Source organism: Micromonospora phaseoli (genome assembly GCF_900109115.1).
GTDB classification, from domain to species: domain Bacteria; phylum Actinomycetota; class Actinomycetes; order Mycobacteriales; family Micromonosporaceae; genus Micromonospora; species Micromonospora phaseoli.
Genome location: NZ_FNYV01000008.1, coordinates 201424 through 227057 on the forward strand (window position 1 = coordinate 201424; position 25634 = coordinate 227057).

Below are 25634 nucleotides of genomic sequence, written 5' to 3' on the forward strand. Positions count from 1 at the left end.
ATGTCCGGTACGCGATGCCACGCGCCGTCTGCGGCACGAGCGTGCGTGCGTCGCCGGCGGGCGGGGGTGCCTGCCGCCGAAGAGCCGTGTCGGTGGGCGGTGGCAGGGTAGGCGTCATGGCGATTGAGGTACGCCCGGCGACGGTGTTCGAGGATGTCGCGGCTGTCGTGGGCCCGAAGCGGCCGGACGCCAACGTGTGCTGGTGCCTGAGCTACCGCATCGGGGCGAAAGCGAACCTGCAACTGCGCGGGCCGATGCGCGGCGACCGGGTACGCGAACTCGTCGGGCTCGATCCCCCTCCCGGAGTGCTCGCCTACGACGGCGACGAAGTCGTCGGCTGGGCGGCGGTGCATCCGCGAGCCGACACGAGCTTCGCCCGCAACAAGCGCATCCCGCACCTCGACGATCTGCCCGTGTGGACCGTGTGGTGCTTCCGGGTACGGCCGGGCCACCGCAAGCGGGGCATCGTGCGCCACCTGCTTACCGGCGCCGTCGCCTTCGCCCGCGAGCGCGGCGCGCCGGCGATCGAGGGCTACCCCGTCGACAACCGCGGCGAGAAGGTGGACCTCACGATGGCCTACGTCGGTACCCGCGCGGTTTTCGAGCACGCCGGCTTCGTGAAGGCGGCCGACACCACCTCGGTGCTCGCCGGGTTCCCACGCGTGCTCATGCGGCTCGACCTGCGGTGACGTCGATCGCCGTTGGCGGAATGCACCCGGATTCTCGGCGGATCGGACCGCCTCCACGGGTTACGCGAAGACCGCCCTCAGGCGAACTCGCGCGCGGTGGATTCCAGCGTCTCGCGGTAGGCGGCCCACCACGCCTCGTCGCCCTCGACCACGTTGTCGCCGGGGCGTCGCCAGCCGACCTGCCCGTCGATGAGTTCTCGCACGATGTCGGCGTGTCCGGCGTGCCGGTTCAGCTCGGCGAGCATGTGCACGAGGATGAGGTGCAGCGTCACCGGGGTGTGTTGCCACCACCGCACCGTGCCGGTCGCGTCGATCGGGAGGGTCTCGATCGTGGTGTCCGCGTGTGCCCAGACTCGGTGCCACAGGCCGATGATGTCGTCACGGGACTCGTCGGCTGCGGCCCACACCCGGGGCGGTGGCTCTCGGTGTCCGTCAGGCTCCGGCCGCCAGCTGGCGACCCTCGCGGCCAGGGCCCGCCTTCAAGGTGTTCCTGCGCGACTCGTCGCCCATCTGATGACGGTGCTGCGGTCCTGAACTCATGCCCGAACTCGTGATCCTCAGCCCCCATCGCGGCCGGCAAGAACACCCCGCGGGCCGGCTCACCCACCTGCTGACCGAACGTGGCGAACACCGTCGTGGTTGACCTCAACCGCGCTTCAGCTTCTACCGTCTACGCATGAGTGAACTCGACGAGGCTTACCAGCGGGTCCGGCTTTCCGGTCCGGAACGGGACGGGTGGCTGTCCAACCACGCGCCCATGGCGGTCGAGGCTCTGGCCCGGCACGGCCACGGCGAGGCGGTGCACCGATGGTTGGACGGGTACGCCGACCGGTTGGAGGACCGACCACGGGGCATCGCGCCGATCGCCGCCGACGAGTGGCGAGACCCGCTCGGTGACCCGGTGCGCACCGGTGACTGGCTCGACTACTTCGACCGCGAAGTCGCCGGCGAGCCCTGGCGGCAGGTGCTCGCCCGATGGTGGCCCCGCCTGCTGCCCGGCATCGCCGCCGGCGCCACCCACGGCGTGATCCGGGTCGGCCACGCGGTACGCGCGCTGCTGGACCAGGAGACCGCACCCCGCGTCACCGAACTCGGCCATGGACTGGCCTACTGGGCGGCTCGCTGGCAACCCCTCGCACCACCCGGCGCCCGGCCGTACCTGGCCACCGATCCACGAAGCGCGCTCGACGCGGTGCCGCGCGTACCCGACCAGCGCTTCGGAATCCGGGCCCGCCTCGCCCAGCTCGCCGACCTTCCCGGCTGGCCAGCGGTGGCCGGGACGGTGCCGCACGGCGAAGAAGACGTCGGGGAAACCGCCGCCGGTGAGGAAGCCGTCCCGGCCCGCCTGGCCGGCATCGTGCACGCGGCGGTCGTCCGGCACGGCACCCACGGGTACGCCAATCCGGTCATGCTGGTACACGCCGCCACCGCGCCGAACGCAGTCCTGCGCACCCTGCCCGCCCTACCCGGGAGGCTCTGGGCGGCCAGCCTAGCCGCCGCCTGGGCCGCCACGGCGGCCGTCACCGCCGCGTACGCCCCGGCGACCGGACGCCCCGCTCCGCCAGCCGCACCCGATGTGGACCCCGGCGAGGTCATGCGGCACGCGGTGAACTCCGCCGGACCACACGCCATCAAGTTCGCCGACGCCGCGCTCGACACCTACGCCACCACCAGCGACACCACCGTCCTCGCCGCCTCGCTTCGCGCGACTGAACAGACCGGACGGTGGTGAGCCCCCAGCCGTAGAGGCAATCTCCAGATCGCGTTTCCACGGCCGTTGCAGAGCAACGGAGAGCTCAAGAGATCGACATATCAACGGCCCTGTCGATGGCTCGGACCACAGCCGGTGGCAGCGGGACGAGCGCGACCCTGCCACCCTTGCCGCGCACGCGCAGCACCCGGTGGCCGTGCTCCTTGCCCCAGATAGGCGATGCTTGACCCGCAGGCTTCAAAGCTCCGCAGCCCGAGCAGGCCCGAGAGCGCGACCAGGGCGAAGTCGTTCGGGTTGGCCGACAGCCGGGCGGTAGTGATCAGAGCTTCGACCTGCAGGCGACCCAGCCCGAGGATTCGCGACTCGGCCGGCACCGTGCGGCACGTGCGGGTACGCCGTCCAGCGCCGTAACTCGCCGCGCTCTGGTCGCGATATCTTCCAGCGGGGCCGAGGCGTTCCCGACCGGCACTCCACCGCAATCGCGGAAACGCCGCCTTCGAAGACGCTGCGAACTTCGGTACTGGCGGTGGCGGAGGGGGAACGGACTGAAACCCACCGTCACCCGCCCAGCCGTGCTTGCCGAGGCGCTCTCTCGGCACGGCCGTTACTGAGTGGATGAAGAGGGTTCGGTCAGCCTGGCGCAAGGATGCAGAACTCGTTGCCTTCCGGGTCGGCGAGGACCGTCCAGGAGACATTGCCTTGACCTAGGTCGATGGCGGTGGCGCCGAGAGTCCGCAGTCTGGCCGCCTCAGCCTCCAGGTCGTCACCCGGGTATGGGCGAACGTCGAGATGGACGCGGTTCCACCCGGTCTTCACGTCGGGTGTGCGGATGAACTCCAGATATGGGCCAACGCCCTTGGCGGAACGCAGCACCGCGTAGTGGTCGGTCACCTCGTGCAGGGTCCAGTCCATGGCGTTGCCCCAGAAGCGGGCCATCGCTCGCGGATCAGCGCAGTCGACCACTACCGCGGCGATCGGTCCAGTGTCTCGGTAGAGCGGTCGGGGCTCCAGCACACAGAACTCGTTGCCCTCTGGGTCGGCCATGACCGTCCATGGCACGTCGCCCTGGCCTATGTCGGCGGGTGCTGCGCCGAGATCCTTCAGGCGCGTGACCACCTCCGCCTGGTGGGCCACCGAGGTGGTGGCGAGGTCGACGTGCACGCGATTCTTCACCGTCTTGGGTTCCGGGGAGGCGATGAGGTCAAGGCAGACGGCGGTGGGGTCGGGGTAGACGAAACCCTCAGGTTCGAGGTTCGTCACGCCCGGTCCCTCGCTGGAGACCCCCCAGCCGAGCGCCTCCGCCCAGAAACCGCCCAGCGCGGAGTCGTCCCGAGCCTTCATGTTGATTTGCACAAGCCGCGTCGCCATGCCGATGATGCTAGCGGCAGTTTGGCGTATCAAGATCAGCCGTACTGATCTCGGCGACCTGCGGACTGGACAGCAAGGGTGGAGCATCATCGGAACGCAGTGATCCCGGTATGTCCGTGCGCTGACGGCCCGTGCCGCAAACTGCGTAGCGCTCGGTGGGCGGCATTGGCGGATGTCAGCAATGATGAGGTTCGGTCGGAATCTGGTGATGATGAAGCAGCCAAAGCTGTTCCTGACGGTGGGACTTCCATGCACCGGGAAGACCACCGCTGCTCGGCGCATCGAGATCGAGCAGAGAGCACTTCGTCTCACGAAGGATGAATGGGTGAAGGCTCTCTACGGGCACGAGAATCCGCCATCGGCTGGGGACGTGATCGAGGGACGGCTCATCGAGATCGGGCTGCGCGCCCTCGAACTCGGCATCAACGTCGTGATCGACTACGGCCTCTGGGGCCGAGACGAACGCTCCGCTCTACGGCAGGCAGCAGCAGACCTCGGCGCGACGGTGGAGATGCGCTACTTCGAACTCACCCCAGCCGAGCAACGGAGACGACTTGATCAGCGCCAAGCCGAAGCGCCACACACGACCTGGCCCATGTCCGACGAGGAACTCGCCCAGTGGGCTGCCAACATCGACATCCCAACGCCAGGCGAGCTCGACGGCAGCGAACCCATCGATGGCCCACCGGACGGGTTCGCGACCTGGAATGAGTGGCGCGGACACCGCTGGCCGCCGTCGGTCTCCTGACGCCTGCTCCTCGCTGCACCACCACGACCGCTCAGCGCCCGCAAGGGTGAAACCCGGCGATGGTCTTGTCGTTCCAGTCGCTCATGCCTTCTCCTCGCCCGGCGCGCACCGGCTGCTTGGACACGATTCCGGCAGTCCCTGTGGCGACAGGACACCGCGACCGGTCGCCGGCCGCCGACCGATCGGACGTTCGCCACGCCCACGGCCCCAGCAGCAGGTCTGTGCCCCCTGGCGGCTCGACCCGGCGAGCCGCGCGATGCTTCTGGGCTGAACAGATGATCAACGGCCGTAGGCGCTCGTCATGGCTCAGCGGATTCTGGACTTGCCTCGTCGGCGGCGCGGTCATCGCGACGCTGCTGATGGTTCTCGACCCGATCATGCGCTACGAAGAATGCCCCAACTACGGCGGGAACGGAAACGCCAGCGCCTTCGACAACCCCGCCTGGGAGTTCTGGTTCCCGATCGTCCTGCTCGGCTGGCTGGTCCTCGTGGTCCTGGAGCAGACGTTGCCCGTTACCCGGCGTCACCGGAGCGGCGCGGAAGTCGCTGTTCGGGCGGCGTCCGCGTTCACCTTGTCCGTCCTGATCTCGTGCTGCCTGTTCCTCAACGTGGCAGTCGTGTGTCGCTGACGGTCAGGGCCGGAAGCTGGCCCGGTACTGCGTCGGTGTTCGGCCAGTCAGTTCCCGGAACGCGGCGTTGAACGCCGACAGTGAGGTGTAGCCGACCGTGTATGCAACCTTTGTCACCTGGGTGTCGCCGGCAGCGAGTTCCTCGATTGCCCGCAGCACCCGCATCCGGCGCAGTACCGCCCGCCAGGTCATGCCGGTCTCCTCCTCGAAGCGCCGTGCCAGCGACCGCGGCGCCAGGCCGACCTCGCCTGCCACGTCCTCGAACCGGACCTCACTGCCGAGCCGCTGCTCGGTCAACCGCAGCGCGCGGCGAAGTTCCGGTGATCGCCCGGCCGGCACCACGACTGGACTCGGCTGCTCAGCGAGCCGCCAGGTCACCGCCGCGAGCGCGGCGAACAGCGTCTCGGCGTACGTCGTGAGGGGTTCATCGCTCTCGCCCCACCTGCCGCACTCGGTCACCAGCGCGCGGGCCAGCGGGCTGAGGTCGAAGACGGTCAACGACGCCCGCGGGGCCTGGGTGAACCCGACGTCGAACAGGACCGACGCGGTCGTGACCGGATGTGGAATGCTCACCCGGATCGGCCGGCCTGCCTCGATCAGGGCAGCCCGGGCCGGCGGCAGCAACCATGCCTGATCCTGCGCCTCCAACCGGAGGACGCCAGCGGAGGCGCACAGCAGATAGTGGCGGTCCACACTGAGATCGCGAGCGGGTCCCGGCGCGAACGTACGGACGAAGCTGTACGCCCTACGGGTCATCGGTGGCCTCCCACCCGCTGATCGTAGAAGTCAGCCGCGACGCCGGTCAGACGACCGTCGCCAACAGCTGCGCCCGGAAGCGCCGGCTCACCGCAGCCCCGCTCATGATCGGCGCAAGTACCTCGCCGGTGCGCGCAAAGGAGTCCGACCCCAGATAGCCGACGAACGACGCCTCGTCATCCCACTCGTGCACCACCGTGATGCCGGTCTCGTCCTCACGCGACGCGTAGACCCGGAAGGCGATGTTGCCCGGCATGGCGCGTACCTGGTCCCGCACGCCGTCGAGCTGACCGAGGGCGACCGGCCGATCCGCGGCAGCAGTGCTGAAGTCGAGGATGGCGATGAGCACGAGAGACCTCCTGAAACCGGCGGCGACTGCCGCGAGTGGGATGCCCCGATCCTCCCGCGGTGCCCGCCCAGCCGGCCTCCGTCAGTCGGACGCGTTCACACCCACAGCGGACAGGCCCCACGCGTGCGGCAGAGCCCAGACATGCGGGCCGCCACAGGGCCGGACAGGTCGCGGGGTTTCGCCGGCTGTCGCTTCCGGGTAGCGGATGGCTCATGAACCGCAATCTCGCGAAGGGCCTGCAGGCGGCGTGGGGGCTGCCGGAGTTTCGCGGCGGGGTGCGTCACCTCATCGACCTCGACGAGGTGACGGGGCTGCTGGCCACGCTGTCCGTTGCAGATCATGACCGCGAGGTGGAGGGCAGCCTGCTGGATCTGCTGCGCTCCGGCCTGGACACGGTCGAGATTCGGGAGGCCGTGTTGCTGCTGCTGGAGCGGGACGAGGTGCGCCGGCCGCTCGTCGCCGCGGTGGTGGAGCCCCTCGCGGACCGGCCGGGTCAGGCGGCCGCCATCGCCTCGGCCGCCGAGGATCCTGCGGTGCGGTGTGAGGTACGTGCGGTGCTGGACAGCGCCAAGGTGCGCGAGCTGATCTGGCAGGCGATCGACCACCAGTTGCGCGACAACCGGTTCGGCTTGATCCGCCGGGCGGCGGTGCTGTTCGTGCGGCACCCGAGCGTCCGGCGCCTCGCGTGGGCCCTGCGCCGACACGGCGTACTCCGCGAACTACGCCGCAAGCCGCCGATGACCTCTGTCGACGCCGAGGGCCGCGGACAGTCAGGCGCGTAGATCACGGACGCTGGCCGATGGTTCGGGTGTCACGGCCGCAAGACCCGCTGCGCGTCGCGGATGACCTGCTCAGAGGCGAGTGGGGCCCACGAGGCGAACAGCTCCCGCAGGTAGGCACCGTGCCGGTCCGCCACCGCAGGATCATGCTCGATGACGTCCAGTTCGTTGACGATGCTCAGGTTCACGAGCGACCGAAGCTGCGCCGTACTCGGCGTCCGCACCTCACCTACGAAGCGGTCGAACACCCGGCCGGTCTCTGCCAGCTCCCGCCAGCTGCGGCTACGGTCGCAGGCGCCGTACAGATAGACGAGTTTCTCGGCTTCGGCACCAACGAGATCCCGCAGCACGCCACGATCGGCCCGATTCAGCAGGGCGAGGTCGAACCCGTCGGTGCCGTAGACGGCGTGGGTAAGGCCCGCGGCCTGCACGTCACTGCCGCAGCCAAGCACGGCGAGTCGCTCGCTGACGCGACACAGGTGGGCGTACAGGGTGCCCCCGGGATGCGCGATCTGCTCAGCGCCATGCCGACGGAGCCAGACCCGCACGCCCCTGTCGGTGCTCATGGCCCGACTGTAGGTGTCGGTCGTCGGATCCGCCGGCCCTGCGTCTGGGCAATACGTCACAGCGGTTCGTCAACGGCCACATCGGTCCGGGCGTACCCACGGCCAGTCGGTGGCGATCCAGTTCGCGACGGCGGTGGCCAGCGGCACGTCGAGGCCCGCCCGGTCGGCCCGCACCCAGGACTGGACCGTCACGTCGTACTCCTCGGAGGCCGGCGGGTAGAGGTAGACGCAACCGATGACGTCGCCGTCGACCGGATCGAGGACGGTGAAGGTGAACCCTCTGCCACTGGTGAAGTCGTCAGCATGACGACGCAGATCGGCGAGATTCGCCTCCAGCGACATGCCGCCCGGTGGCGGCCAGTCGCCGTCCGGGTAACCCGGCGTGGCGCGGATGTGCTCGATGCTCGACATCCAGGCGGCGTGATCCGCCACGTTGTGCTGCGGGCCCAGCGGTTCGAGGCGAAACCGGTCGGTGACCAGCGACGTCGGCGGATCGAAGTCGGGTGGCACGAAAGCGTCCGAGGTCATGGCCGGGACGCTACTGCTCCTGCCGGCCTTCACGCACGCGACTTGTGGTCGACTTCGAGATCAGCCCCGGGCGTCCGCCCCGCCCGGGTCCATTGGCCGCCACAGCCAGCGCAGGGCGTCCGGCAGCAGCACGCCGCCGTGGTTGGGGCTGTGGCCCCCGTCGCCGAGCACGAGACGGAAGTCGTAGCCCGCCTCTGCCAGGGCAGCGGCGACGTGCAGGTTGCTGGCCAGCCAGTTGCGTTCCCGCTCGTTCCAGCGCAGGTCCCGGTGACCGGCCTGCATGAAGATGCGCAGCGGCTTGCGGGGGACGCTGCGGATGAGTTCGGGGTAGGGGTTCCCGTCCGGCATCTGCACGAAGCTGGAAAGGCAGCAGATCACTCGGCGGAACGTGTCCGGGCGCAGCCACGCGGCGGTGAACGCGCAGTTGCCGCCGCTACTGCCCCCACAGATGCCCCATCCGTTGGAATTCTGGGTGATCGAGTAGCGGTCCGTGACCTGCGGGATGATCTCGGTCAGCAGGAAGGTGGCATAGCGGTCGTCGAACGCGTCGTACTCGACGTTTCGACACCTCGGCTCGCCGGCACCGGCATGGACGCCAGGATCGACGAACACGCCTACGGTGACCGGGATGTCGCCACGGTGCACGAGGTTGTCCAGCACGATCGCGGCACGAACCTCACCGTCCGGATCCAGGTACCACCGCCCATCCTGGAACACCATCAGTGCCGCAGGGCACGACGGGTCGTACTGAGCTGGCAGGTGGACCCAGAACTTCCGCGACGTACCCGGATAGACAACGCTGTCATTCCAGTCGAACTCGACGGTCCGACCGACCGGCACGCCCGGCTGCCGTGCCGAATCGGGGCCGTGGGCGTAGCGAACGTCCGACTGGTCGACGGCAAGGGGACGGAAGGGCACCTCGACGATCACCCCAGGCACCCTATGCGCAGAAGCTCGCGCCCGAGTGCTCGAAAGAAGTCACGCGGCGGTGAACCATGGCCGGCTGCGCGCCGTGGTACCCGCAACCAGCCACGGATTTCGAGGAGCACCTTCATGACCTCACCTGATGTGAGCCGCAGGCGGCTTGTGCGGGCTATCGCGACCCTCACCTGCTCGGCGGCCATCGCCGGCCTGGCCGCCGAACCGTCGGCGATGGCCGACTCCAGCGCGCGGATCGTCGGTGTGGCCGGAAAGTGCGTCGACGTCCAGTGGTCCGGCACCGCGAACGGCACGACCGTGCAGCTGTGGGACTGCAACGGCACCCACGCGCAGAACTGGGCCGGGGTCGGGAATCGGGGCACGCTCCGCGCGTTCGGCAAATGCCTGGACGTGGCCGGCGGCTCCCACCGGGACGGCACCCGGGTGCAGCTGTGGGACTGTAACGGCACCGCCGCGCAGAGCTGGCTACCGAAGAACGGACGACTGGTCAACACCGGGTCCGGCAAGTGCCTGGACGCGTTCGGTGGGGCGGAGACTGGGACGGCGTTACAGATCCGCAGCTGCTCCGACGCCACCACGCAGGCATGGGCGCCGCGCGGCGCTCCGGCAGTTGCCGGGCCGGCCGCGAAGAAGGGCGTCGCCACGTGGGCGTTTCCGCCCGGCGCCGACGCAATCCGCGACGCCGGTGCGTCCTGGTACCACGACTGGTCCGCGTCGAACAGCGACGTGCCGGCGACGGCCGAGTTCGTACCGATGATCTGGGGTGCCGCGTTCGTCAACGACGCCGATCTGGCCACCGCCCAACAGTCCGGCCGCACCCTGCTCGGCTTCAACGAGCCGGACCTGCCGTCGCAGGCGAACATGTCGGTCGACCACGCACTGGACCTCTGGCCCCGGCTCCAGGGCACGGGCATGCGGCTGGGCAGCCCGGCCGTCGCCTTCGGCGCCGACACCCCCGGCGGCTGGCTGGACCAGTTCCTCGCCGGCACCCGTCAGCGAGGGCTGCGGGTCGACTTCATCACCCTGCACTGGTACGGCTCGGACTTCGGCGACGACGCCGCAAACCACCTGATGCAGTACGTGCACGCGGTCCACGAGCGCTACCGGCTACCGATCTGGGTCACCGAGTTCGGTCTGATCGACTTCAGTCGGGACCCGCACCGCTACCCGACGCCGCAGCAACTCGTCACGTTCATCAGCAAGGCGACCGCCGCATTGCAGGCCACGCCCTACGTCGAGCGGTACGCCTGGTTCGCCCTACCGGCCAACGGCAAGCACGCGGCGCACGGTCTGTACCGCGAGAACGGCACCGCCACCGAGGCGGGCGCGGCCTACCGGTCGGCGGGCCGGTCATAGCTCTCCAGAGTCGACGGCCGTCTCTGCCGGGGCGGCCGTCGACAGCCCCTGGCCCAACCACCGCTCCAGGTGCTGCGCATCGGTGCGGGTTGGTGACGCTCGCCTTCGTCGCAGCAACGTGACGCCCGCAGGGCGTGTTCGGCGAGATGACGGCGCTGCGGCGGCGTCGGATTGCCTTCCGCGACACGGCCGCCAAACCGCGCGGACGAGGTCGCCGGCACCGGCAGGGTCGGGGCTCAGGGCAGCTCGAACGGGAGCTTCATGCCGTCCAGGCTGTGTGGACAGGGGCAGTCCCGCTCGGCCGGGAGCGCGGCGATCGCGTCGAGTAGCAGCCCGCGCAGCCGCTCGGTGTTCTCGCCGAAGACCCGGAACACCTCCTCCTGGGTCACCCCGTGCCCCTTCTCCACCCCGGCATCCAGATCGGTCACCAGGGCGACCGCGCTGTAGCAGAGGGCCAGTTCCCGCGCGAGCACCGCCTCCGGGTGACCGGTCATGTTGATGACGGCGCCGCCGATCGCCGTGTACCACCGGGATTCGGCGCGGGTGGAGAACCGCGGCCCCTCCACCACCACCATCGTCCCGCCGTCGTGCGCGTCCACACCCCGGCCGGTGGCAGCCGCCAGCAGGGTCCGCCGCCCGAGGGGGCAGTACGGGTCGGCAAAGGAGAGGTGCACCGCACCCTGCTCGTAGTACGTCTGTACCCGGCCACTGGTCCGGTCGACGAGCTGGTCAGGTACCACGAACGTGCCAGGCCCGAACTCCGGCCGCAGACCACCCACGGCACATGGCGCGAGCACCTGGCGTACCCCGAGGGACCGCAACGCCCACAGGTTGGCCCGGTAGGGGATCCGGTGCGCAGGGTGCCGGTGGTCCCGGCCGTGCCGTGGCAGGAAGGCCACCGTACGGCCGCCGACGTCGGCGATCGTCACCGCATCGGAGGGAGCACCGTACGGTGTCTGGACCATGTGTTCGGTGGCGCCGTCGAGCAGCGTGTAGAGACCTGAACCGCCGATGACGGCAAGTTCCGCGGATGGGGACACGGTCACCTTCCAATTGTCGAAGCCTCCGGTCAGGGAGTCATGAGCAGTTCCTGCCCTTGTTGATGCAGGTGACGACGCGTTGCATGGTGTGGGTGGAGTTGACGTTGAGGAAGTCGATCCGTCGCCGGTGAGCACGCCCTACCACGCCGTCAGGAGCAGGTGGTTTACCGTGAGGGCCACCGCTGCCTGCGCGGTGAGCCACGTGCGGCGGCCGGTCGACGGAATCAGGGCGGCGCCCGCCATGAGCCACCAGGTGAACGGCAGCCAGATGCGTTCGACCTCGGCCTTGCTGTAGCCGGACAGGTCCGCGGCGACGATCGCCGCCGCAGCAGCAAGGGGCAACAGCCATGCGGCGTACCCGGGGCCGCCGCCGTACAGCTCGATGATGCCGGCCCGCCGCCGCAGCGACGAGATTGCCTGCCATCCGGCGACTGCCGCCCGGCGAAGGACGACGGCGGCCGCCGGGCCCGCGGCGACGGTGAGGATCGCCAGGTTGGCCCACACCCAGTAGCCGTACCCGCGCCGGCTGGCGATGCCCTGGTAGTAGCGCTCGATGACCAGGTGATAGCCGGCCAGCCAGTCGAAGCCGGCAGCCGTGAACGCGCCCACGACCAGCGCCGCACCCCCGAGCGCCCACCATGCGGCAGGCCGGTGCCGGTGCCCCAGGAACACGACTGCCAGCGCGATCGGGACCATCAGCACCAGCCCGTAGGAGAGGTAACAGCCGAAACCCAGCAGCGCGCCACCGGCGAGCGCACCGAGCGCGCTGCCCCGGGTGACGCCGTAGGCCAGCAGCGCGACGCCGGTGGCGCTCACGCCGGCGAACAGGCCGTCGGCGGACACTCCGGACCACACCGCCCCCGGGAACAACGCCGCGAACGGCAGCACGGCACGTGCCGCGTCGTCGGTGCCGAGCAGCTGCACGGTGTGCGGCACGGCGACGGCGGTGAGCGCCGCCATCAGGATGCACAGCGCCCCGGCCCAGCCACCGCCGCTCAACCCGACCCGGTCGAGCCAGACGAACACCAGCAGCGCCCCGGGCGGATGGCCGGCCACGTGGGTGGTCCAGGAGTCCGGTTGGAAGTCGAGGATCCGGGTGGTGAAAGCGCTCAGCATGGCGGAGATGTCGGTGACGCCGGGGACCTCGTGCAGGTATTCGTGGCGGGTGGTCAGCCGACCGGCGATGCCGCGCCGCCAGCCGTCGATCAGAGCCAGTGACAGCGTCCAGGCCACCGCGGTGGCGTACGACAGCACGAGCAGCCACCGCCAGGGCAGGCGGGCTGCCAGCGCGGGTCCGCGCCAGCAGACCAGTACGGCCACTGCCACCGCCAGCGGGGTGCCGAGGCCGACGTGCGGCCGCCAGTGCGCGAACAGCGGCGCCGCGCTGGCGTGCACCGGACGTCCCAGCAGGTAGAGCAGACCGCCGACAGCGGCAGCAACGGCGAACAGCCCGACGGCGACCAGGACGGCGATCAGGTCGGCACGTCCGGTGTCGCGCCGCAGTCGGACGAGGACCGCCATCATCCGCGCAGTGGCGCGTGGGCGAACTGCCTGACTCCGTCGGCGAGGCGGATCGCCGCACGGAACCCGAGTTCGGCCTGGGCACGGGCCGGTGAGGCGATCACGTGGCGTACGTCGCCGAGCCGGAACTCGCCGGTCACCACCGGCGCCGGCCCACCGGCGGCCCGCGCGAGTTCGGCGGCCATTTCGCCGATGCTTGCCGGGCGGCCGGAGGCGATGTTGTAGGCCCGCCAGCCGGTGCCGCCTCCGGTCGCGGCCACCGCCGCGAGATTGGCCGCCGCCACGTCGTCGACGTGCACGAAGTCCCGTCGCTGACCGCCGTCCTCGAACACCCGCGGCGCCCGTCCGGCCGCCAACGCGGACCGGAATATCGCCGCGACCCCGCTGTACGGCGTGTCACGCGGCATGCCGGGCCCGTACACGTTGTGGTACCGCAACGCCACCACGGTGCCACCGGTCTGCCGGCACCAGGCCGCCGTGAGGTGCTCCTGGGCGACCTTGGTGGCGGCGTACACGCTGCGCGGGTCCACCGGCGCCTCCTCGTCGATGAGCCCCGGCTCCAGGACGGCGCCACAGGCGGAGCAGGCGGGCTCGAACCGCCCGGCGGTCAGGTCCACGGCAGCGCGTGGGGCAGGGCGTACCGCACCGTGCCGGGCGCACGTGTAGGCACCCTCGCCGTAGACGACCATCGAGCTGGCCAGCACGAGCCGGTGGATGCCCACGCGGGCCATCTCGGCGAGGAGCACGGCGGTGCCGAGGTCGTTGCAGCCGACGTACTCGGGAAGGTCGTCGAGGTCCACGCCGAGCCCGACCATGGCCGCCTGGTGCACCACCACGTCGACACCGGCCAGGGCGTCGGCGACGGCGGCCCGGTCCCGCAGGTCGACGCGGCGCAGCGCAATGCCGGCCACAGTGTCCGGCAGCGGCGCGCGGTGCGCGCCCGGGTGGCCGGCGTCCACGACGGCCACCTGATGACCGGCCCGGTGCAGCGCGGCGACGACATGGGTCCCGATGAAGCCGGCTCCGCCGGTGACGAGTACGTGAGTCACGCACTGACGCTAGAACCAGCCAGGCGCTGGAGGCGGCCGTGATGGGCAGCCGTCAGCGGTTCGTAAGACTTCATCATCGGCCGGTAATACCTCACCCACCCGATCCTGATTAGCGTCCGCGACATGACCGATGTGGTTCTTCCCTGCCGGAACGAGGCTCCGGCCCTGCCCGGCCTGCTGGCCCGGATACCGGCCGGCTACCGGCCGATCGTGGTGGACAACGGCTCGACCGACGACTCGGCCGAGGTGGCTCACGCCCACGGCGCGGAGGTGATCAGCGTGGCCGACCCCGGCTACGGTGCCGCCGTGCACGCCGGTGTCCTGGCGGCCGACCCCGCCGACGGGGTGGTGTGCGTGATGGACGCCGACGGCTCCTTCGACCCGGCGCAGCTGCCCCGGCTGGCCGGTTGCGTCCTCAGCGGGCAGGCGCAGCTGGCCACCGGCCGGCGCCGACCGGTCGGGCGCGGGGTGTGGCCGCTGCACGCCAGGGCCGCCAACGCCGTCCTCGCGCACCGGCTGCGCCGCACGACCGGCCTGGACGTCCACGACATCGGGCCGATGCGGGCCGTGCGCCGCGATGACCTGCTGGCTCTGGGGCTGCGCGACCGGCGCTTCGGGTACCCGCTGGAGCTGCTGATCGCAGCCGACCGGGCCGGCTGGCGGGTGGTCGAGATCGACGTCGACTACCACCCGAGGGCGGCCGGCACCCGCTCGAAGGTGACCGGCACCCTGCTCGGCACCGCCCGTGCCGTCCGCGACATGAGCGCGGTACTGGCCCGGTGAGCGCCCCTCAGGTCCTGGTGCTGGCCAAGGCGCCCGTGCCCGGTCGGGTCAAGACGCGGCTGTGCCCACCCTGCACCCCCGAGCAGGCGGCCCGGATCGCCGCCGCCGCCCTGGCCGACACCCTCGACACCGTCACCACCGCCGCAGCCGGCCCCCGGGTCCTCGTCCTGGACGGCGACTACCCCGCCCCGGCAGGTTGGGCGACGCTCGCCCAGCGGGGCGACTCCCTCGGCGACCGCCTCGCCAACGCGTTCGTGGACACCCGGACACCCGGCACGCCCGCCGTGCTGATCGGCATGGACACCCCGCAGCTCGTCGCCGACCACCTCGACACGGCCCGAGGGCTGCTCGGCACGGCGGACGGTCCAGACGCGGTGCTCGGCCCCGCCACCGACGGCGGCTGGTGGATGTTGGGCCTACGCGATCCCCGCCACGCCACGGTGCTGCGCACCATCGCGACCTCCACCGCCTCCACGGGCCGGCGCACCCTGATCGCGTTGCGCCGTCGCGGACTGCGGGTGCACCTGATGCCTCAACTGTCCGACGTGGACACCACAGCCGACGCCCATTCCGTGGCCGCACTGTGCCCGCCGGAGAGCCGATTCGCCCGTGCCGTCGCCGCCGAGGTGTCGCTTCCCGCACCGGTTGCCCGGTGAACGCCGTCGCGGTCTTCGACACCGCGATCGACCGGGCCGCGGCGGGCATCCCGGCCGGGTTCACCGCCCGGCACGCCAGCGGTGCCGTGTACCGATTCGACCCGGCCGCCTGGTGCCGCGACGTGATCGCCGGAGACGGCGCGCTGCTCGCCGCCTGCACCGGCCACACCCTCGACGTCGGCTGCGGTCCCGGCCGGCTCACCAGCGCACTCGTCGAGGCCGGCCGGACGGCCCTCGGCATCGACCTCAGCGCCAGCGCGGTCCGCCTGGCCCGCCGACGCGGCGCGCCCGCCCTGCAACGCGACGTCTTCGGTCCGGTGCCCGGTGCCGGCCGCTGGCGCCACCTGCTGCTCGCCGACGGCAACATCGGCATCGGTGGTGACCCGCGCCGGCTGCTGCACCGCTGCCGGCAACTGCTGGCCACCGAGGGTCTCCTCCATGCGGAGTTGGCGCCGGCCGGCACGCCCGCCTGGTCCGGCACGGCCACGGTGCAGACCCCGGAAGGTGCCGACCGCGCGCTGCGCTGGGCCTGCGTCCCCCTCGACGACCTTCCCGGGCTGGCCGAGGCCACGGCGATGCGCGTCCTCGACACCTGGACGGAGGCGGGCCGGTGGTTCGCCACACTGACCCCCCGGTGACCGGCCCCACGAGGGTGCTGCGGCGGCTCACCCAATGGTGTCTGGCACCACTGCCGGCACCGCCTGCGGCACTGCGGCGCGGGCCGATGCGCCCCGAGGTGTTCCGGTCCCGGTTACGGTCGCCCCGGCTGACCAGTCAGCTCGGCGTTGCCCTCGGCGTGGCGTTCGGCGTCTGCTTCATCACCGGTCTGCTCAGCCACCTGATCCAGCACCCGCCGGGCTGGTTCTGGTGGCCGGCCCGCCCGGTAGGGCTCTACCGGTTCACCCAGGGTGTGCACGTGGCGACCGGTCTCGCCTCGATACCGCTGCTCGGCGCCAAGCTGTGGTCGGTCTACCCGCACCTGTTCAGCTGGCCGCCGGCCCGCTCGATCGCCCACGCGGCCGAACGTGCCGGCACCGGCGTGCTGGTCGCCTCGGCACTGTTCCTGCTGGTCAGCGGGGTCCTCAACATCTCCCGCTGGTACGCGCCGATGCCGTTCTTCTTCACCGCCGGACACTACTGGGTGGCCTGGCTGGCGGTCGGTGGGCTGCTGGTGCACATCGGCGTGCACCTGCCAGCCGTCCGCGCCGCGCTCACCCGCCCCACCCGCGAGCCGCGGCAGGACGGGCTGAGCCGGCGCGGTCTGCTCGGCGGCGTCGCCGCCGCGTCCGGGCTGATCACCCTGACCACGGTCGGGCAGACGATCCGACCGTTGACCGGTCTCGCGGTGCTCGCCCCCCGCCACCCCGACACGGGACCGCAGGGGCTACCGGTGAACCGGACCGCCGACGGCGCCGGAGTACGAGCCACAGCCCTCGATCCGGCGTACCGGCTGCGGGTCACCGGACCCGACCGCAGCGTCAGCCTGGACCTCGCCGCCCTCAACGGACTTCCGCAGTACACCGCAGACCTACCGATCGCCTGCGTGGAGGGCTGGAGTGCCACCGGGACGTGGACCGGCGTGCGGCTACGCGACCTGATCGCGCTCGTGGACGCCGACCCCGGACACTCCACGGCCCTGGTCGAGTCGTTGCAGACGGGCGGTAGATACCGGGCCTGCACCGTAGCGCCGGAGCACGTTGTTGACCCGCTGACCCTGGTCGCGCTGCGGCTGGGCGGCGAACCCCTGCACATCGACCACGGCTATCCGGCGCGGTTGATCGCGCCGAACCGACCCGGCGTGCTGCAGACCAAGTGGATCAGCCGGATCACCGTACGGGAGCCACGATGAAGACCCGGACCGGGTTGGTCATCGGCGGCTGCCTGCTCATGGCGTACGCCGTCGTCGGCGCCACCACCGATGCCGACCTGGCTCCGGCCGGGGTGCTGCTCTTCCTGGCCGCCGTGCTGGTGGGCCACGACGCCGTCTGGATGGTGGCAGTCCTTGCCGTCGGCGCCGCGCTGACCCGCGTCCCGCCCCGGTGCCGGACGACCGTTCGGATTGCCGCGATCACCGCCGCAGCGGTCACCGTGGTCGGACTCCCCCTCGCCCTGGGATTCGGGCGCGCGGCCGACAACGCGTCGGTGCTGCCGCTGCCGTATGGCCGCAACCTTCTCGCCGTCCTGCTGGTCATCGCCGGCACGACGCTGCTGGCATGCGTGTCGCCGCTCCGGCGGCCCAGGGCGGCAGACCGTAAGGAATCCGAAAGACCCGGCGGGGGCAGTCCGTGACCCCCGGTCGATAGCGTGGCGGGGATGAGGCACCGGATATTGGTGGTTGACGACGACCTGACGGTCAGCGACGTCGTCCGGCGTTACCTGGAGCAGGCCGGCTGCGAGGTCCAGCTGGCCGCCGACGGCGCCGACGGCCTCGCCGCGATCGCCGCTGCGCGCCCCGACCTCGTGGTACTCGACCTCATGATGCCCGGCATCGACGGCCTCGAAGTCTGCCGCCGAATCCGCCGGCAACTGCCCGACCTGCCGGTGGTCATGCTCACCGCACTCGGTGAGGAGGCCGACCGTGTCCTCGGACTTGAGGTCGGCGCCGACGACTACGTCACCAAGCCCTTCTCCCCGCGCGAACTCGTGCTGCGGATCCGCTCCGTGCTACGCCGCACCGCCGCGCACACCGCCCGTCCCACCGTCCCCGCGAAGCTGACCGACTCGACACTGATCGTGGACACCGCCCGCCGCATCGCCACAAGGGACGGCGCGCCACTGTCGCTGACCGCCCGGGAAATCGATCTCCTGATCTTCTTCATGCACCATCCCGGGCGTGCGTGGTCGCGCAGCGACCTGCTGGACAAGGTCTGGGGATGGCAGTTCGGCGACCAGTCAACAGTCACCGTCCACGTCCGCCGACTGCGCGAGAAGATCGAGACCGACCCGGCCGACCCGCACCGCATCCGCACTGTCTGGGGCGTCGGATACCGCTACGACCCACTCGATGAGAAAGCCGGCCAGTGACCGATACGCTGCTCATCGGGCTCTACGCCCTCGCCGCCGGCGGCGTCGTCGGCCTGGTCGGCGCCGCAGCGCTACGGCTGCTCCGTGGCCGCTCGATCCTCGTCCACGTCCTGGTACTGCTCGCCGTCACCGTACTCGCCGTGGTCGCCGGAGTCGCCACGGTCGCGCAGGCCATGTTCCTGTCACGGCACGACCTGTGGGTCGTCCTCGTCACGGTCAGCGCCTCCGCGGTGATCAGCCTCGCGGTCGGCGCCGTTTTCGGCAGCCGGCTGGCCGCCTCCGCGGTCTGGGCCCAGACCGCCCGGGAACGCGAACGGCGGCTGGAGGCCGGCCGCCGGGAACTCGTCGCGTGGGTGTCACACGACCTGCGCACCCCCCTGGCCGGGCTGCGGGCCATGGCCGAGGCCCTCGAGGACGGCATCATCCACGACCCGGCCATCGTCGACGAATACCACCGGCGTATCCGGGTGGAGACCGACCGCATGACCCAGCTCGTCGACGACCTGTTCGAGCTGTCCCGGATCAACGCCGGCGCGCTGCGGCTCATGCCCACCACCGTGCCGTTACGCGACGTGGTGTCCGACGCGATCGCCGGTGTCGCGCCGCTCGCCGCCCGCCGCCGGATCCACCTGGTCGCCGCAGACAGCGGCTGGCCCAACGTCCGGGCGGGCGAACGCGAACTCGCCCGGATCGTCAGCAACCTACTGATCAACTCCGTCCGCTACACACCCGAGGACGGCACCGTGCACATCGCCGCCGGCCACGAACCCGACAACGTGTGGCTGGCCGTCTCCGACACCTGCGGCGGCATCCCCGGCGAAGACCTGGACCGGGTCTTCGACGTCGCGTTCCGAGGTGAACGCGCCCGCACACCCGGAGCGGCCGGCTCCGGCGGTGGAGGAGGACTCGGCCTGGCCATCGTGCGCGGCCTCGTCGAGGCACACGGCGGCCGGGTGGACGTACGCAACACCGACCGTGGGTGCCGATTCGAGGTACGGCTGCCCGCGCCGGCGGCCCCTGGATCCCGTACGTCAGGATGATCGGGCTGCCCCTCGCTCGTACCGCAGCGGGAGCCGAATCTCCCGCCTGAGCAGGATGCGGTCAGCCAGTTACTCCACGAACATGCAAATATGTCTAGTAATCTTCGGACACTCAAAATGGTCGCCACCGGCGTCGCACTGGTGGCCACGATCGCTGTCGTACCCGCATCCGCCACAGCGCAGCCGGGTCCGTCCGCCGGCGGGCTCGATCGCGCCGAGTTGCGTGCCGCCCTCGCCGCGGTACCCAGATCCGGCGCCCCAGGCGTGCTGGTCGCTGTGCGCGACGACCGCCGTGACTGGCGCGACGCCGCCGGCCAGGCGGTTCTGACCACACCCCGGCCGATGCAGCCGCAGATGCGGCACCGCATCGGCAGCATCACCAAGACGTTCGTCGCCACCACCGTGCTGCAACTCGTCGACGAGGGCCGGCTCGGCCTCGACGACCCGATCGGTCAATGGCTGCCCGACACCGTGCCGGGTGAGCTCGGCGCCCAGGTCACCGTCCGGATGCTGCTGAACCACACCAGCGGCATCGGCAACTACACCAACGCGATGATCGACTCATACGCGGCGATCAACCAGATGCAGGTCACCACGTACGCTCCGGCGGACCTGGTCGCCACCGGCCTGGCCATGCCGCCGACAAACGCTCCCGGCGCCGGGTTCAACTACTCGAACACCAACTACGTGCTGGCCGGACTGTTGATCGAAACGGTCACCGGCAACGATGCGGCGACCGAAGTGCAGCGACGCATCCTGCGGCCACTGAGGCTCACCGGAACATCCTTCGCCGGCACCGACCCGAAGATCCGCGGCACCCACAGTGGCGCCTACTTCGCCCCGTTCGGAGTCCGCGACCTCAGCGAGTTCAACATGAGCTGGGCGTGGACGGCGGGCGAGATGATCGCCACCACCGCGGACCTGAACACCTTCTTCCGGGCGCTGCTCGGCGGTGACCTGCTCAGCCCGGCCACCCTCGATGAGATGCTCACCGGGGTGCCGATGCGGCCGGAACTGCCCGAAGCCGGCGGCTACGGTCTCGGCATCTACTCGCTGCCCACCCCGTGCGGCGAGTTCTGGGGCCACGACGGCGCGGTCATCGGTCACCTGACGTTCTCGCTGCACAGCCGGGACGGTGCCCGACAGGTGTCGTCCGGGATCAACATCAGCCACTACCAGGCCGGCCTGCCCGATGCACACCCGATCGACATCGCCTGGAACACGTTGCTGGGTACCGCGATATGCCCGGCCAGCGAGGTGGGTAGCCGCTCGGCAGAGACCCTGCCGCAGCTGCCCCGCGTGACCCGGATGCCGGGCAACGACGCGGCGGTGGCGGTGCCCTGACCCAAGGCCCGACCGCCGGAAGTGAGCGTTCGTCGGGGGTCCTGTCGGGGGTGGGCGATACCGTCGTCGCCATGAGCGTGCTCGACCGCCGTGCCCTCAATCGGGCGTTGCTGGCCCGTCAGCTTCTGCTGCAGCGGCACGACATGCCGGTCGCCGACGCCGTTGAGCATCTGGTGGGGTTGCAGGCGCAGGAGCCCTTGGAGCCGTATGTCGGGTTGTGGAGCCGGCTGGCCGGCTTTCAGCCGTCGGCGCTGGTCGAGTTGCTGCTGAGCCGTCGGGCGGTCCGCACCCTGCTGATGCGTCGCACCCTGCACCTGGTGACCGCACGCGACTGCGTCGCGCTGCGGCCGGTGCACCAGGCGATGCTGGTCTCCCGCATGTGGTCGACGCTGCGCCGGGCGCTGCCCGGTGTCGACCTGGACGAGCTGACGAAACTGGGCAGGCCGCTGTTCGAGCAGCGGCCACGCATGCTGACCGAGGCGGCCCGCGCAATCGCCGACCGCTGGCCGGGTGTGGAACCGCGCTCGTTGGGCGACGCGCTCAGCACGCTCCTGCCGCTCGTGCAGGTGCCGCCCCGGGGTGTCTGGGGCGAGCGCGGCGCCGCGTACAACACCACGATCGAGACGTGGCTGGGCCGCCCGTTGGAGCCGACGTCGCCAGCCACCGTCGACGCGCTGGTCCTGCGTTACCTCGCCGCCTACGGCCCGGCGGCCACCGCTGACCTTCGTGCCTGGTCAGGGTTGAGTGGGCTACGGGAGTCCGTCCACCGGTTGCGGCCGTCGTTGCGGACGTTCCGCGACGAGCGGGGCCGCGAGCTGCTCGACGTGCCCGACGGCGCGCTGCCCGACCCGCAGACCCCGGCGCCACCGCGCTTCCTGCCGGCGTTCGACAACGCGGTGCTCGGCTACGACGACCGCAGCCGCGTCATCGACGCCGAGCATCGCGGGCTGAGCGTCACCGGGGCGCGCTTCCTGCTGGTCGACGGCCGCGTCTCGGGCACCTGGGCGGTCACCGTCGACGACGGCGCGGCGACGTTGCGGATCACGCCGCTGCGCGCGCTCACGACCGACGAACGCGACGCCGTCCTCACCGAGGGCGACAGCCTGCTGGCCATGTTTGAACCCGAGCCACGAAACCCCAACACCGTCTCGATCACGGACGTCTGACGCAGGTGAGCGGATGGTCGACCATGTGGGCATCAGCTGTCGTCAGGTCTTGACCGCCTCGCCGGGGAGGGCGGGGAGTTGCCGTACGGTGTCGCCGACCCCGATTGTTGCGCCGACGAGCACGCGGGCGTTGAGGCCACGCAGGCGCAGTCGCTGGCCTTCCTCGGTCCAGACGATCTTGTGGGCGTACCGTCCGAACCGGGCGGCGAACTTGGCGCATCCGGTGTGTGGCTGGTCAGTCACTTCGATCACGGCCCGGTCGCCGATCGCCAGGCGGGTACCGGCTGGCATGGCGTCGATGCTCAGGTCGAGATCGACGTAGAGCTGGTCCCCGGCAAGCGCCCAGGCGTCACGATCGGGACCGGCGATCAGCTCGACGAAGCGCGAGTTGATGACGTTCAACTGCATGTCGGGGTGCGGCGAACGGTCGCTCGTTCGTGAGCTGGGTCGCTGACTCCAGCTGTCGCCGAGCAGCCCGGCCTCCGGATCCAGTTCGGCCAGGGACAGCACCTCCCGGACGTCAACGGCCGGCCGGCGTACGGCCAACGCCAGGGTGCCGATACCCCGCGGGGACTGCCGCACGCGATGCAGCCCTTCCATGATCTCGTCCATCGAGCGCTGACGTACGGTGACGGAATTCTCCATGCTCCGACTGTGCTCCACGCACATCCGTGGCGTCCAAACAGTTCTCGAAACCCGAGACCGGAATGAGGGCTGCTCCACTCCAGCGGTGTGTGGCGGATCCGGTTGCTGCCTACCGGAGCGGAATCGAGTAGCGTGGCCGACTCTCTCGTGGAATTGTCGCCGGGTGCGTCAACCGATCCTGCTTACCGCCCGTATGTTGTTGGTTCCGCTCGAAGACCGGCACTTCGACCTGGAGGTCGAGCTCGATTCCGACCCGGAGGTGCTTCGCTACATCACCGGGCGGGCGCGGTCCAGGCACGAGGTGGCCGCGTCTCACTCGCAGAGGTTGGCTCTGTCCGGCAAGGTCGACGGCCTGGGTTACTGGATGGCGTTCGGTTCCGATGGCGGCGCGCGTGGCACGGTGCCGCCCGAGCACGAGGACGAAGGCGATTTCATCGGGCTCATGATGCTTCCGCCGGCACACGGCCCCGACCAACCTGACGATCCAACCGTCGCGGAGTTGGGCTACCGGATCACCCGCCGCTACTGGCGCAGAGGTTTGGCCAGCGAGGCATCCCACGCCTTGCTGGGGCATGCCTTCGACACCGTCGGGCAGCACCGGGTGCTCGCGCAGACAATGACGGTGAACGTTGGATCTCAAGGCGTCATGAAGGCCGTCGGCATGCGGTACGTTCGCACATACTTCCCTTCCTGGGACGATCCGCTACCAGGGGCAGACTCGGGTGAGGTGGAGTACGAGATGACCCGGGAGATGTGGGAGACACGTCGCGATACGCGCTGAGACACACGGCTCGCTGACCTCGGACGTGCGTGCACCGGCATCATCATCGACATCGGCGTCATCGATGTCCACAGGTTCGGCCTGAGCGGGTCGACGCGCTGGCTCGTCGGTGGACGGTCGAGGTGGCAGCGGAGGTGCTTGCCGACTCTGGTCACCTCACACCGCCGAGGAGGTGGCGTCTACCCGCACGCCGCCAGATTCGGTCATCCTCGCGAAGCCGGGTGGACATGGCTACGCAGGAAGGTGAGAATCTCACGCCGCGCCGGTCGAGCGGCCGGCACGAGACTCGGGGTGCTCAGGAAGGTGTGGGTGGCCCTCGGGTAGCAGGTCAGGCGAGCGTCGGTGCCGTCCTCGCGGAGTCGTTCGGCGTAGCATCGTCCCTGGTCGGCCAGCGGATCCAGCGCGGCCGTGACGACCAGTGTCGGTGGCAGCCCGGCGAGGCTGTCGAACTTGAGGGGTGACACGCTACGAGCGTCGAGGCCCGGTGGGACGCCCAACTTGCGGGCTGTGCGCAACCGGGACAGCGGCAAGGTAGGATTGTCGGCGTTCTCCTCGATCGACGAGTACTCGGTCATGGTCTCGGTCCAGTCCGTCGCGGGATAGTTCAACACCTGGGCGCGGAGCGGCGGGCCGTCCTTGCGGGCGTGCAGGGCGATGAGCGCGGCGATCGTGCCGCCGGCGCTTTCACCCACGAGCGCGACCGCATCAGGATCGATGCCCCAACCGGCGGCGTCCTCGACGAGCCGGACGACGGTGTCGTAGCCGTCCTCGATCGGCTGGGGCAGCGGGTGCTCTGGGGCGAGACGGTACTCGACCGATACGACCACCGCGGGGCACCGGGCCGCGAGGTGGCTGTTGAGCCAGTCGTTCTGCGCCGCCGTCCCCGCGAAGAACCCCCCACCGTGAAACGACACGATCAGCGGCAGTCTCCGATCTGTTTCCTTCGGGCGGTGTACCCGCAGCATCAGGCGGCGGCCCGGAAGATCGATGCTGGCCTCCTTGACGTGCGCGCGACGGTCGGGCAGGCCCGTAACGATCCGTGCGACACGGGACATTGCTGCGCGATTGGCCTTCTCACGAGCGGCGATCACCTGATCCCCGGTCAGGGCCTCCCAGTCCTGGGTATCCCTGAGGATGCGAGTACCTAGTGGAGCTCTGCTTCTCATCTGTCCTCCGGGTGCAAAGACGCTATGAGCCCACTGTCACAGCCAGTGCCCGCCGTTGGATTGGACGAATGTTCCGGGCCAGCGGCCACGGATTCCGATCGAATACTGCGTCACGGCCGAGCAGGCCACGCGACATCGTCGACGGCGAGGAACGGGGCGCTCGCCACTGTCGCAGGCGTGACCCCGGTGAAGGTCATGACGTCGCGATGAAGGTGGGACTGGTCAGCGTAGCCGCTGTCCACCGCCACCGCGGCGGCCGCCTGACCGGCTGCGAGGCGATGGGCCGCGTGATCAAACCGGATGAGCTGGGCGGCGCGTTTCGGGGTGATGCCTATCTGCGACCGGAACCGGGCCCACAACCGTTTGCGGCTCCATCCGACTTCAGCCGCCAACCGCTCGACCTGTGTCTGCCCCCGCCCGTTCATCATCCGTCCCCAACAGAATGCAACCTCCGGATCGACCTCGCGACCTGCGTCGAGACGCCGGGCGAACGCGACTTCCGCGATCGCGAACCGGTCGTCCCACGACCTGGCGGCGCGCAGCCGCTCCTGGGTCCGCACGGCCTCGTCTCCCCAGAGGTCCTCGAGGTTCAGTACCGCCCCGCTCAGCTCCGACGCAGCACCTAGAACCGCCCGTGCGATCAGGGGCGACAGACGCACCTGAAGGCACGTGAAGCTGCCAGCCTGACCCTGCCCTCTCACGCGGTTGGGCGCGAGTCCGGCGACGACACTCCCCCGTTGTTCCTGCCCATTGCCGTCATCGACGGCCAGCGCCTGGTCGCCGAGGTCGAAGAGCACCATGACGGCCGGATGCGGCACCACCTCAACGTCGATGAGGCTGTCCGCCCGATCAGTGAAGCCGGCCATGGTGGCACCCGCCAACCGACCCGGCCGCAACGGGACCGCGATGTCCCAAGCAGGTACACCGACACGGACCGGCCCGGCAGATGGCACCTCACGATCCTACGTGCCGATGCAAACGATCCCGGGCCAGCACACCGC

29 protein-coding genes are annotated in these 25634 nt (G+C 70.4%); 16 read left to right on the plus strand and 13 right to left on the minus strand.

From position 1 onward, the window contains the following. Positions 1 to 116: 116 nt before the first annotated feature. Positions 117 to 689, plus strand: coding sequence for a GNAT family N-acetyltransferase (locus tag BMY89_RS20895; protein WP_092381718.1), 573 nt, complete (start codon positions 117 to 119; stop codon positions 687 to 689). Between the two features lie 77 nt (positions 690 to 766). Here BMY89_RS20895 and BMY89_RS20900 read toward each other — a convergent pair whose 3' ends face one another. Further along, entirely contained in the window at positions 767 to 1159 is a 393-nt protein-coding gene (locus tag BMY89_RS20900; RefSeq protein WP_269766884.1) for a mycothiol transferase, read from the minus strand. 206 nt (positions 1160 to 1365) lie between these two features. Here BMY89_RS20900 and BMY89_RS20905 point away from each other — a divergent pair, with 206 nt between their 5' ends. After that, the gene (locus BMY89_RS20905; RefSeq protein ID WP_092381719.1) at positions 1366 to 2421 is read left to right on the plus strand and encodes a questin oxidase family protein; all 1056 of its coding nucleotides are present in this window, start codon (positions 1366 to 1368) and stop codon (positions 2419 to 2421) included. Between the two features lie 609 nt (positions 2422 to 3030). Here BMY89_RS20905 and BMY89_RS20910 read toward each other — a convergent pair. Beyond that, a complete protein-coding gene (locus BMY89_RS20910) occupies positions 3031 to 3768 on the minus strand; it encodes a VOC family protein (RefSeq protein ID WP_092381720.1) in 738 nt (245 codons plus the stop codon). A gap of 181 nt (positions 3769 to 3949) precedes the next feature. On the opposite strand from BMY89_RS20910, the gene BMY89_RS20915 reads away from it, so the two are divergent. Together BMY89_RS20915 and BMY89_RS20920 are read left to right on the plus strand one after the other, a co-directional pair. Then, entirely contained in the window at positions 3950 to 4516 is a 567-nt protein-coding gene (locus BMY89_RS20915) for a P-loop nucleotide/nucleoside kinase family protein (protein ID WP_232521458.1), read from the plus strand. A 275-nt stretch (positions 4517 to 4791) separates the two neighbouring features. Beyond that, on the plus strand, positions 4792 to 5145 hold the full coding sequence (locus tag BMY89_RS20920; RefSeq protein WP_092381721.1) for a hypothetical protein: 354 nt from the start codon (positions 4792 to 4794) through the stop codon (positions 5143 to 5145). 3 nt (positions 5146 to 5148) lie between these two features. On the opposite strand, the gene BMY89_RS20925 is transcribed toward BMY89_RS20920, so the two are convergent. Both BMY89_RS20925 and BMY89_RS20930 read right to left on the minus strand, forming a co-directional pair. Next, positions 5149 to 5901 carry an AraC family transcriptional regulator gene (locus BMY89_RS20925; protein WP_092381722.1) on the minus strand — a complete coding sequence of 251 codons (753 nt, stop codon included), beginning with the start codon at positions 5899 to 5901 and terminating at the stop codon, positions 5149 to 5151. A 46-nt stretch (positions 5902 to 5947) separates the two neighbouring features. After that, the gene (locus BMY89_RS20930; protein WP_092381723.1) at positions 5948 to 6250 is read right to left on the minus strand and encodes a putative quinol monooxygenase; all 303 of its coding nucleotides are present in this window, start codon (positions 6248 to 6250) and stop codon (positions 5948 to 5950) included. 212 nt (positions 6251 to 6462) lie between these two features. Here BMY89_RS20930 and BMY89_RS20935 point away from each other — a divergent pair, with 212 nt between their 5' ends. Further along, complete coding sequence (locus tag BMY89_RS20935) at positions 6463 to 7032, plus strand: hypothetical protein (RefSeq protein ID WP_092381724.1); 570 nt, start codon at positions 6463 to 6465, stop codon at positions 7030 to 7032. Positions 7033 to 7061: 29 nt separating this feature from the next. On the opposite strand, the gene BMY89_RS20940 is transcribed toward BMY89_RS20935, so the two are convergent. The 3 genes from BMY89_RS20940 to BMY89_RS20950 form a co-directional block, all read right to left on the minus strand. Next, entirely contained in the window at positions 7062 to 7595 is a 534-nt protein-coding gene (locus tag BMY89_RS20940) for a DUF6817 domain-containing protein (protein ID WP_092381725.1), read from the minus strand. Positions 7596 to 7664: 69 nt separating this feature from the next. Next, complete coding sequence (locus BMY89_RS20945) at positions 7665 to 8123, minus strand: GNAT family N-acetyltransferase (RefSeq protein ID WP_092381726.1); 459 nt, start codon at positions 8121 to 8123, stop codon at positions 7665 to 7667. A gap of 60 nt (positions 8124 to 8183) precedes the next feature. Further along, the gene (locus BMY89_RS20950) at positions 8184 to 9053 is read right to left on the minus strand and encodes an alpha/beta hydrolase (RefSeq protein WP_092381727.1); all 870 of its coding nucleotides are present in this window, start codon (positions 9051 to 9053) and stop codon (positions 8184 to 8186) included. A 123-nt stretch (positions 9054 to 9176) separates the two neighbouring features. On the opposite strand from BMY89_RS20950, the gene BMY89_RS20955 reads away from it, so the two are divergent. Continuing rightward, positions 9177 to 10418, plus strand: coding sequence for a glycoside hydrolase family protein (locus tag BMY89_RS20955; RefSeq protein ID WP_092381728.1), 1242 nt, complete (start codon positions 9177 to 9179; stop codon positions 10416 to 10418). Between the two features lie 236 nt (positions 10419 to 10654). On the opposite strand, the gene BMY89_RS20960 is transcribed toward BMY89_RS20955, so the two are convergent. From BMY89_RS20960 to BMY89_RS20970, 3 genes are all read right to left on the minus strand, one after another. Then, the gene (locus BMY89_RS20960; protein WP_092381820.1) at positions 10655 to 11458 is read right to left on the minus strand and encodes an S-methyl-5'-thioadenosine phosphorylase; all 804 of its coding nucleotides are present in this window, start codon (positions 11456 to 11458) and stop codon (positions 10655 to 10657) included. A gap of 138 nt (positions 11459 to 11596) precedes the next feature. Beyond that, on the minus strand, positions 11597 to 12982 hold the full coding sequence (locus tag BMY89_RS20965) for a hypothetical protein (RefSeq protein WP_092381729.1): 1386 nt from the start codon (positions 12980 to 12982) through the stop codon (positions 11597 to 11599). Continuing rightward, positions 12979 to 14028, minus strand: coding sequence for an NAD-dependent epimerase/dehydratase family protein (locus BMY89_RS20970; protein WP_092381730.1), 1050 nt, complete (start codon positions 14026 to 14028; stop codon positions 12979 to 12981). Before BMY89_RS20970 ends, BMY89_RS20965 begins: the two co-directional genes overlap by 4 nt. Positions 14029 to 14151: 123 nt before the next feature. Between BMY89_RS20970 and BMY89_RS20975 the strand changes: the two genes are divergently transcribed. The 9 genes from BMY89_RS20975 to BMY89_RS21015 all read left to right on the plus strand — a co-directional run bounded on the left by BMY89_RS20975 (position 14152) and on the right by BMY89_RS21015 (position 22041). Beyond that, on the plus strand, positions 14152 to 14811 hold the full coding sequence (locus BMY89_RS20975) for a glycosyltransferase family 2 protein (RefSeq protein WP_092381731.1): 660 nt from the start codon (positions 14152 to 14154) through the stop codon (positions 14809 to 14811). After that, a complete protein-coding gene (locus tag BMY89_RS20980; RefSeq protein WP_092381732.1) occupies positions 14808 to 15467 on the plus strand; it encodes a TIGR04282 family arsenosugar biosynthesis glycosyltransferase in 660 nt (219 codons plus the stop codon). The genes BMY89_RS20975 and BMY89_RS20980 overlap by 4 nt, the downstream gene beginning before the upstream one ends. Continuing rightward, positions 15464 to 16105: a methyltransferase domain-containing protein gene (locus BMY89_RS20985; RefSeq protein WP_232521459.1), complete on the plus strand. Its 642-nt coding sequence runs from the start codon at positions 15464 to 15466 to the stop codon at positions 16103 to 16105. The genes BMY89_RS20980 and BMY89_RS20985 overlap by 4 nt, the downstream gene beginning before the upstream one ends. Then, complete coding sequence (locus BMY89_RS20990) at positions 16102 to 17316, plus strand: molybdopterin-dependent oxidoreductase (RefSeq protein WP_232521460.1); 1215 nt, start codon at positions 16102 to 16104, stop codon at positions 17314 to 17316. Before BMY89_RS20985 ends, BMY89_RS20990 begins: the two co-directional genes overlap by 4 nt. Then, complete coding sequence (locus BMY89_RS20995; protein ID WP_092381735.1) at positions 17313 to 17756, plus strand: hypothetical protein; 444 nt, start codon at positions 17313 to 17315, stop codon at positions 17754 to 17756. The genes BMY89_RS20990 and BMY89_RS20995 overlap by 4 nt, the downstream gene beginning before the upstream one ends. 24 nt (positions 17757 to 17780) lie before the next feature. Beyond that, positions 17781 to 18491, plus strand: a complete 711-nt coding sequence (locus tag BMY89_RS21000; protein ID WP_092381736.1) for a response regulator transcription factor — start codon at positions 17781 to 17783, stop codon at positions 18489 to 18491. Beyond that, complete coding sequence (locus BMY89_RS21005; protein ID WP_092381737.1) at positions 18488 to 19531, plus strand: sensor histidine kinase; 1044 nt, start codon at positions 18488 to 18490, stop codon at positions 19529 to 19531. The genes BMY89_RS21000 and BMY89_RS21005 overlap by 4 nt, the downstream gene beginning before the upstream one ends. A gap of 219 nt (positions 19532 to 19750) precedes the next feature. Next, positions 19751 to 20875, plus strand: coding sequence for a serine hydrolase domain-containing protein (locus BMY89_RS21010; protein ID WP_232521476.1), 1125 nt, complete (start codon positions 19751 to 19753; stop codon positions 20873 to 20875). A 71-nt stretch (positions 20876 to 20946) separates the two neighbouring features. Then, positions 20947 to 22041, plus strand: a complete 1095-nt coding sequence (locus tag BMY89_RS21015; protein WP_092381821.1) for a winged helix DNA-binding domain-containing protein — start codon at positions 20947 to 20949, stop codon at positions 22039 to 22041. A gap of 42 nt (positions 22042 to 22083) precedes the next feature. Here BMY89_RS21015 and BMY89_RS21020 read toward each other — a convergent pair whose 3' ends face one another. Continuing rightward, positions 22084 to 22686 carry an MOSC domain-containing protein gene (locus BMY89_RS21020; protein ID WP_092381739.1) on the minus strand — a complete coding sequence of 201 codons (603 nt, stop codon included), beginning with the start codon at positions 22684 to 22686 and terminating at the stop codon, positions 22084 to 22086. Positions 22687 to 22849: 163 nt separating this feature from the next. On the opposite strand from BMY89_RS21020, the gene BMY89_RS21025 reads away from it, so the two are divergent. After that, a complete protein-coding gene (locus BMY89_RS21025; protein ID WP_092381740.1) occupies positions 22850 to 23467 on the plus strand; it encodes a GNAT family N-acetyltransferase in 618 nt (205 codons plus the stop codon). A gap of 203 nt (positions 23468 to 23670) precedes the next feature. Here the strand turns inward: BMY89_RS21025 and BMY89_RS21030 are convergent, their stop codons facing one another. Together BMY89_RS21030 and BMY89_RS21035 are read right to left on the minus strand one after the other, a co-directional pair. Next, the gene (locus tag BMY89_RS21030; protein ID WP_092381822.1) at positions 23671 to 24573 is read right to left on the minus strand and encodes an alpha/beta hydrolase; all 903 of its coding nucleotides are present in this window, start codon (positions 24571 to 24573) and stop codon (positions 23671 to 23673) included. 170 nt (positions 24574 to 24743) lie between these two features. Next, on the minus strand, positions 24744 to 25499 hold the full coding sequence (locus BMY89_RS21035; protein WP_092381741.1) for a helix-turn-helix domain-containing protein: 756 nt from the start codon (positions 25497 to 25499) through the stop codon (positions 24744 to 24746). Positions 25500 to 25634: the final 135 nt, after the last annotated feature.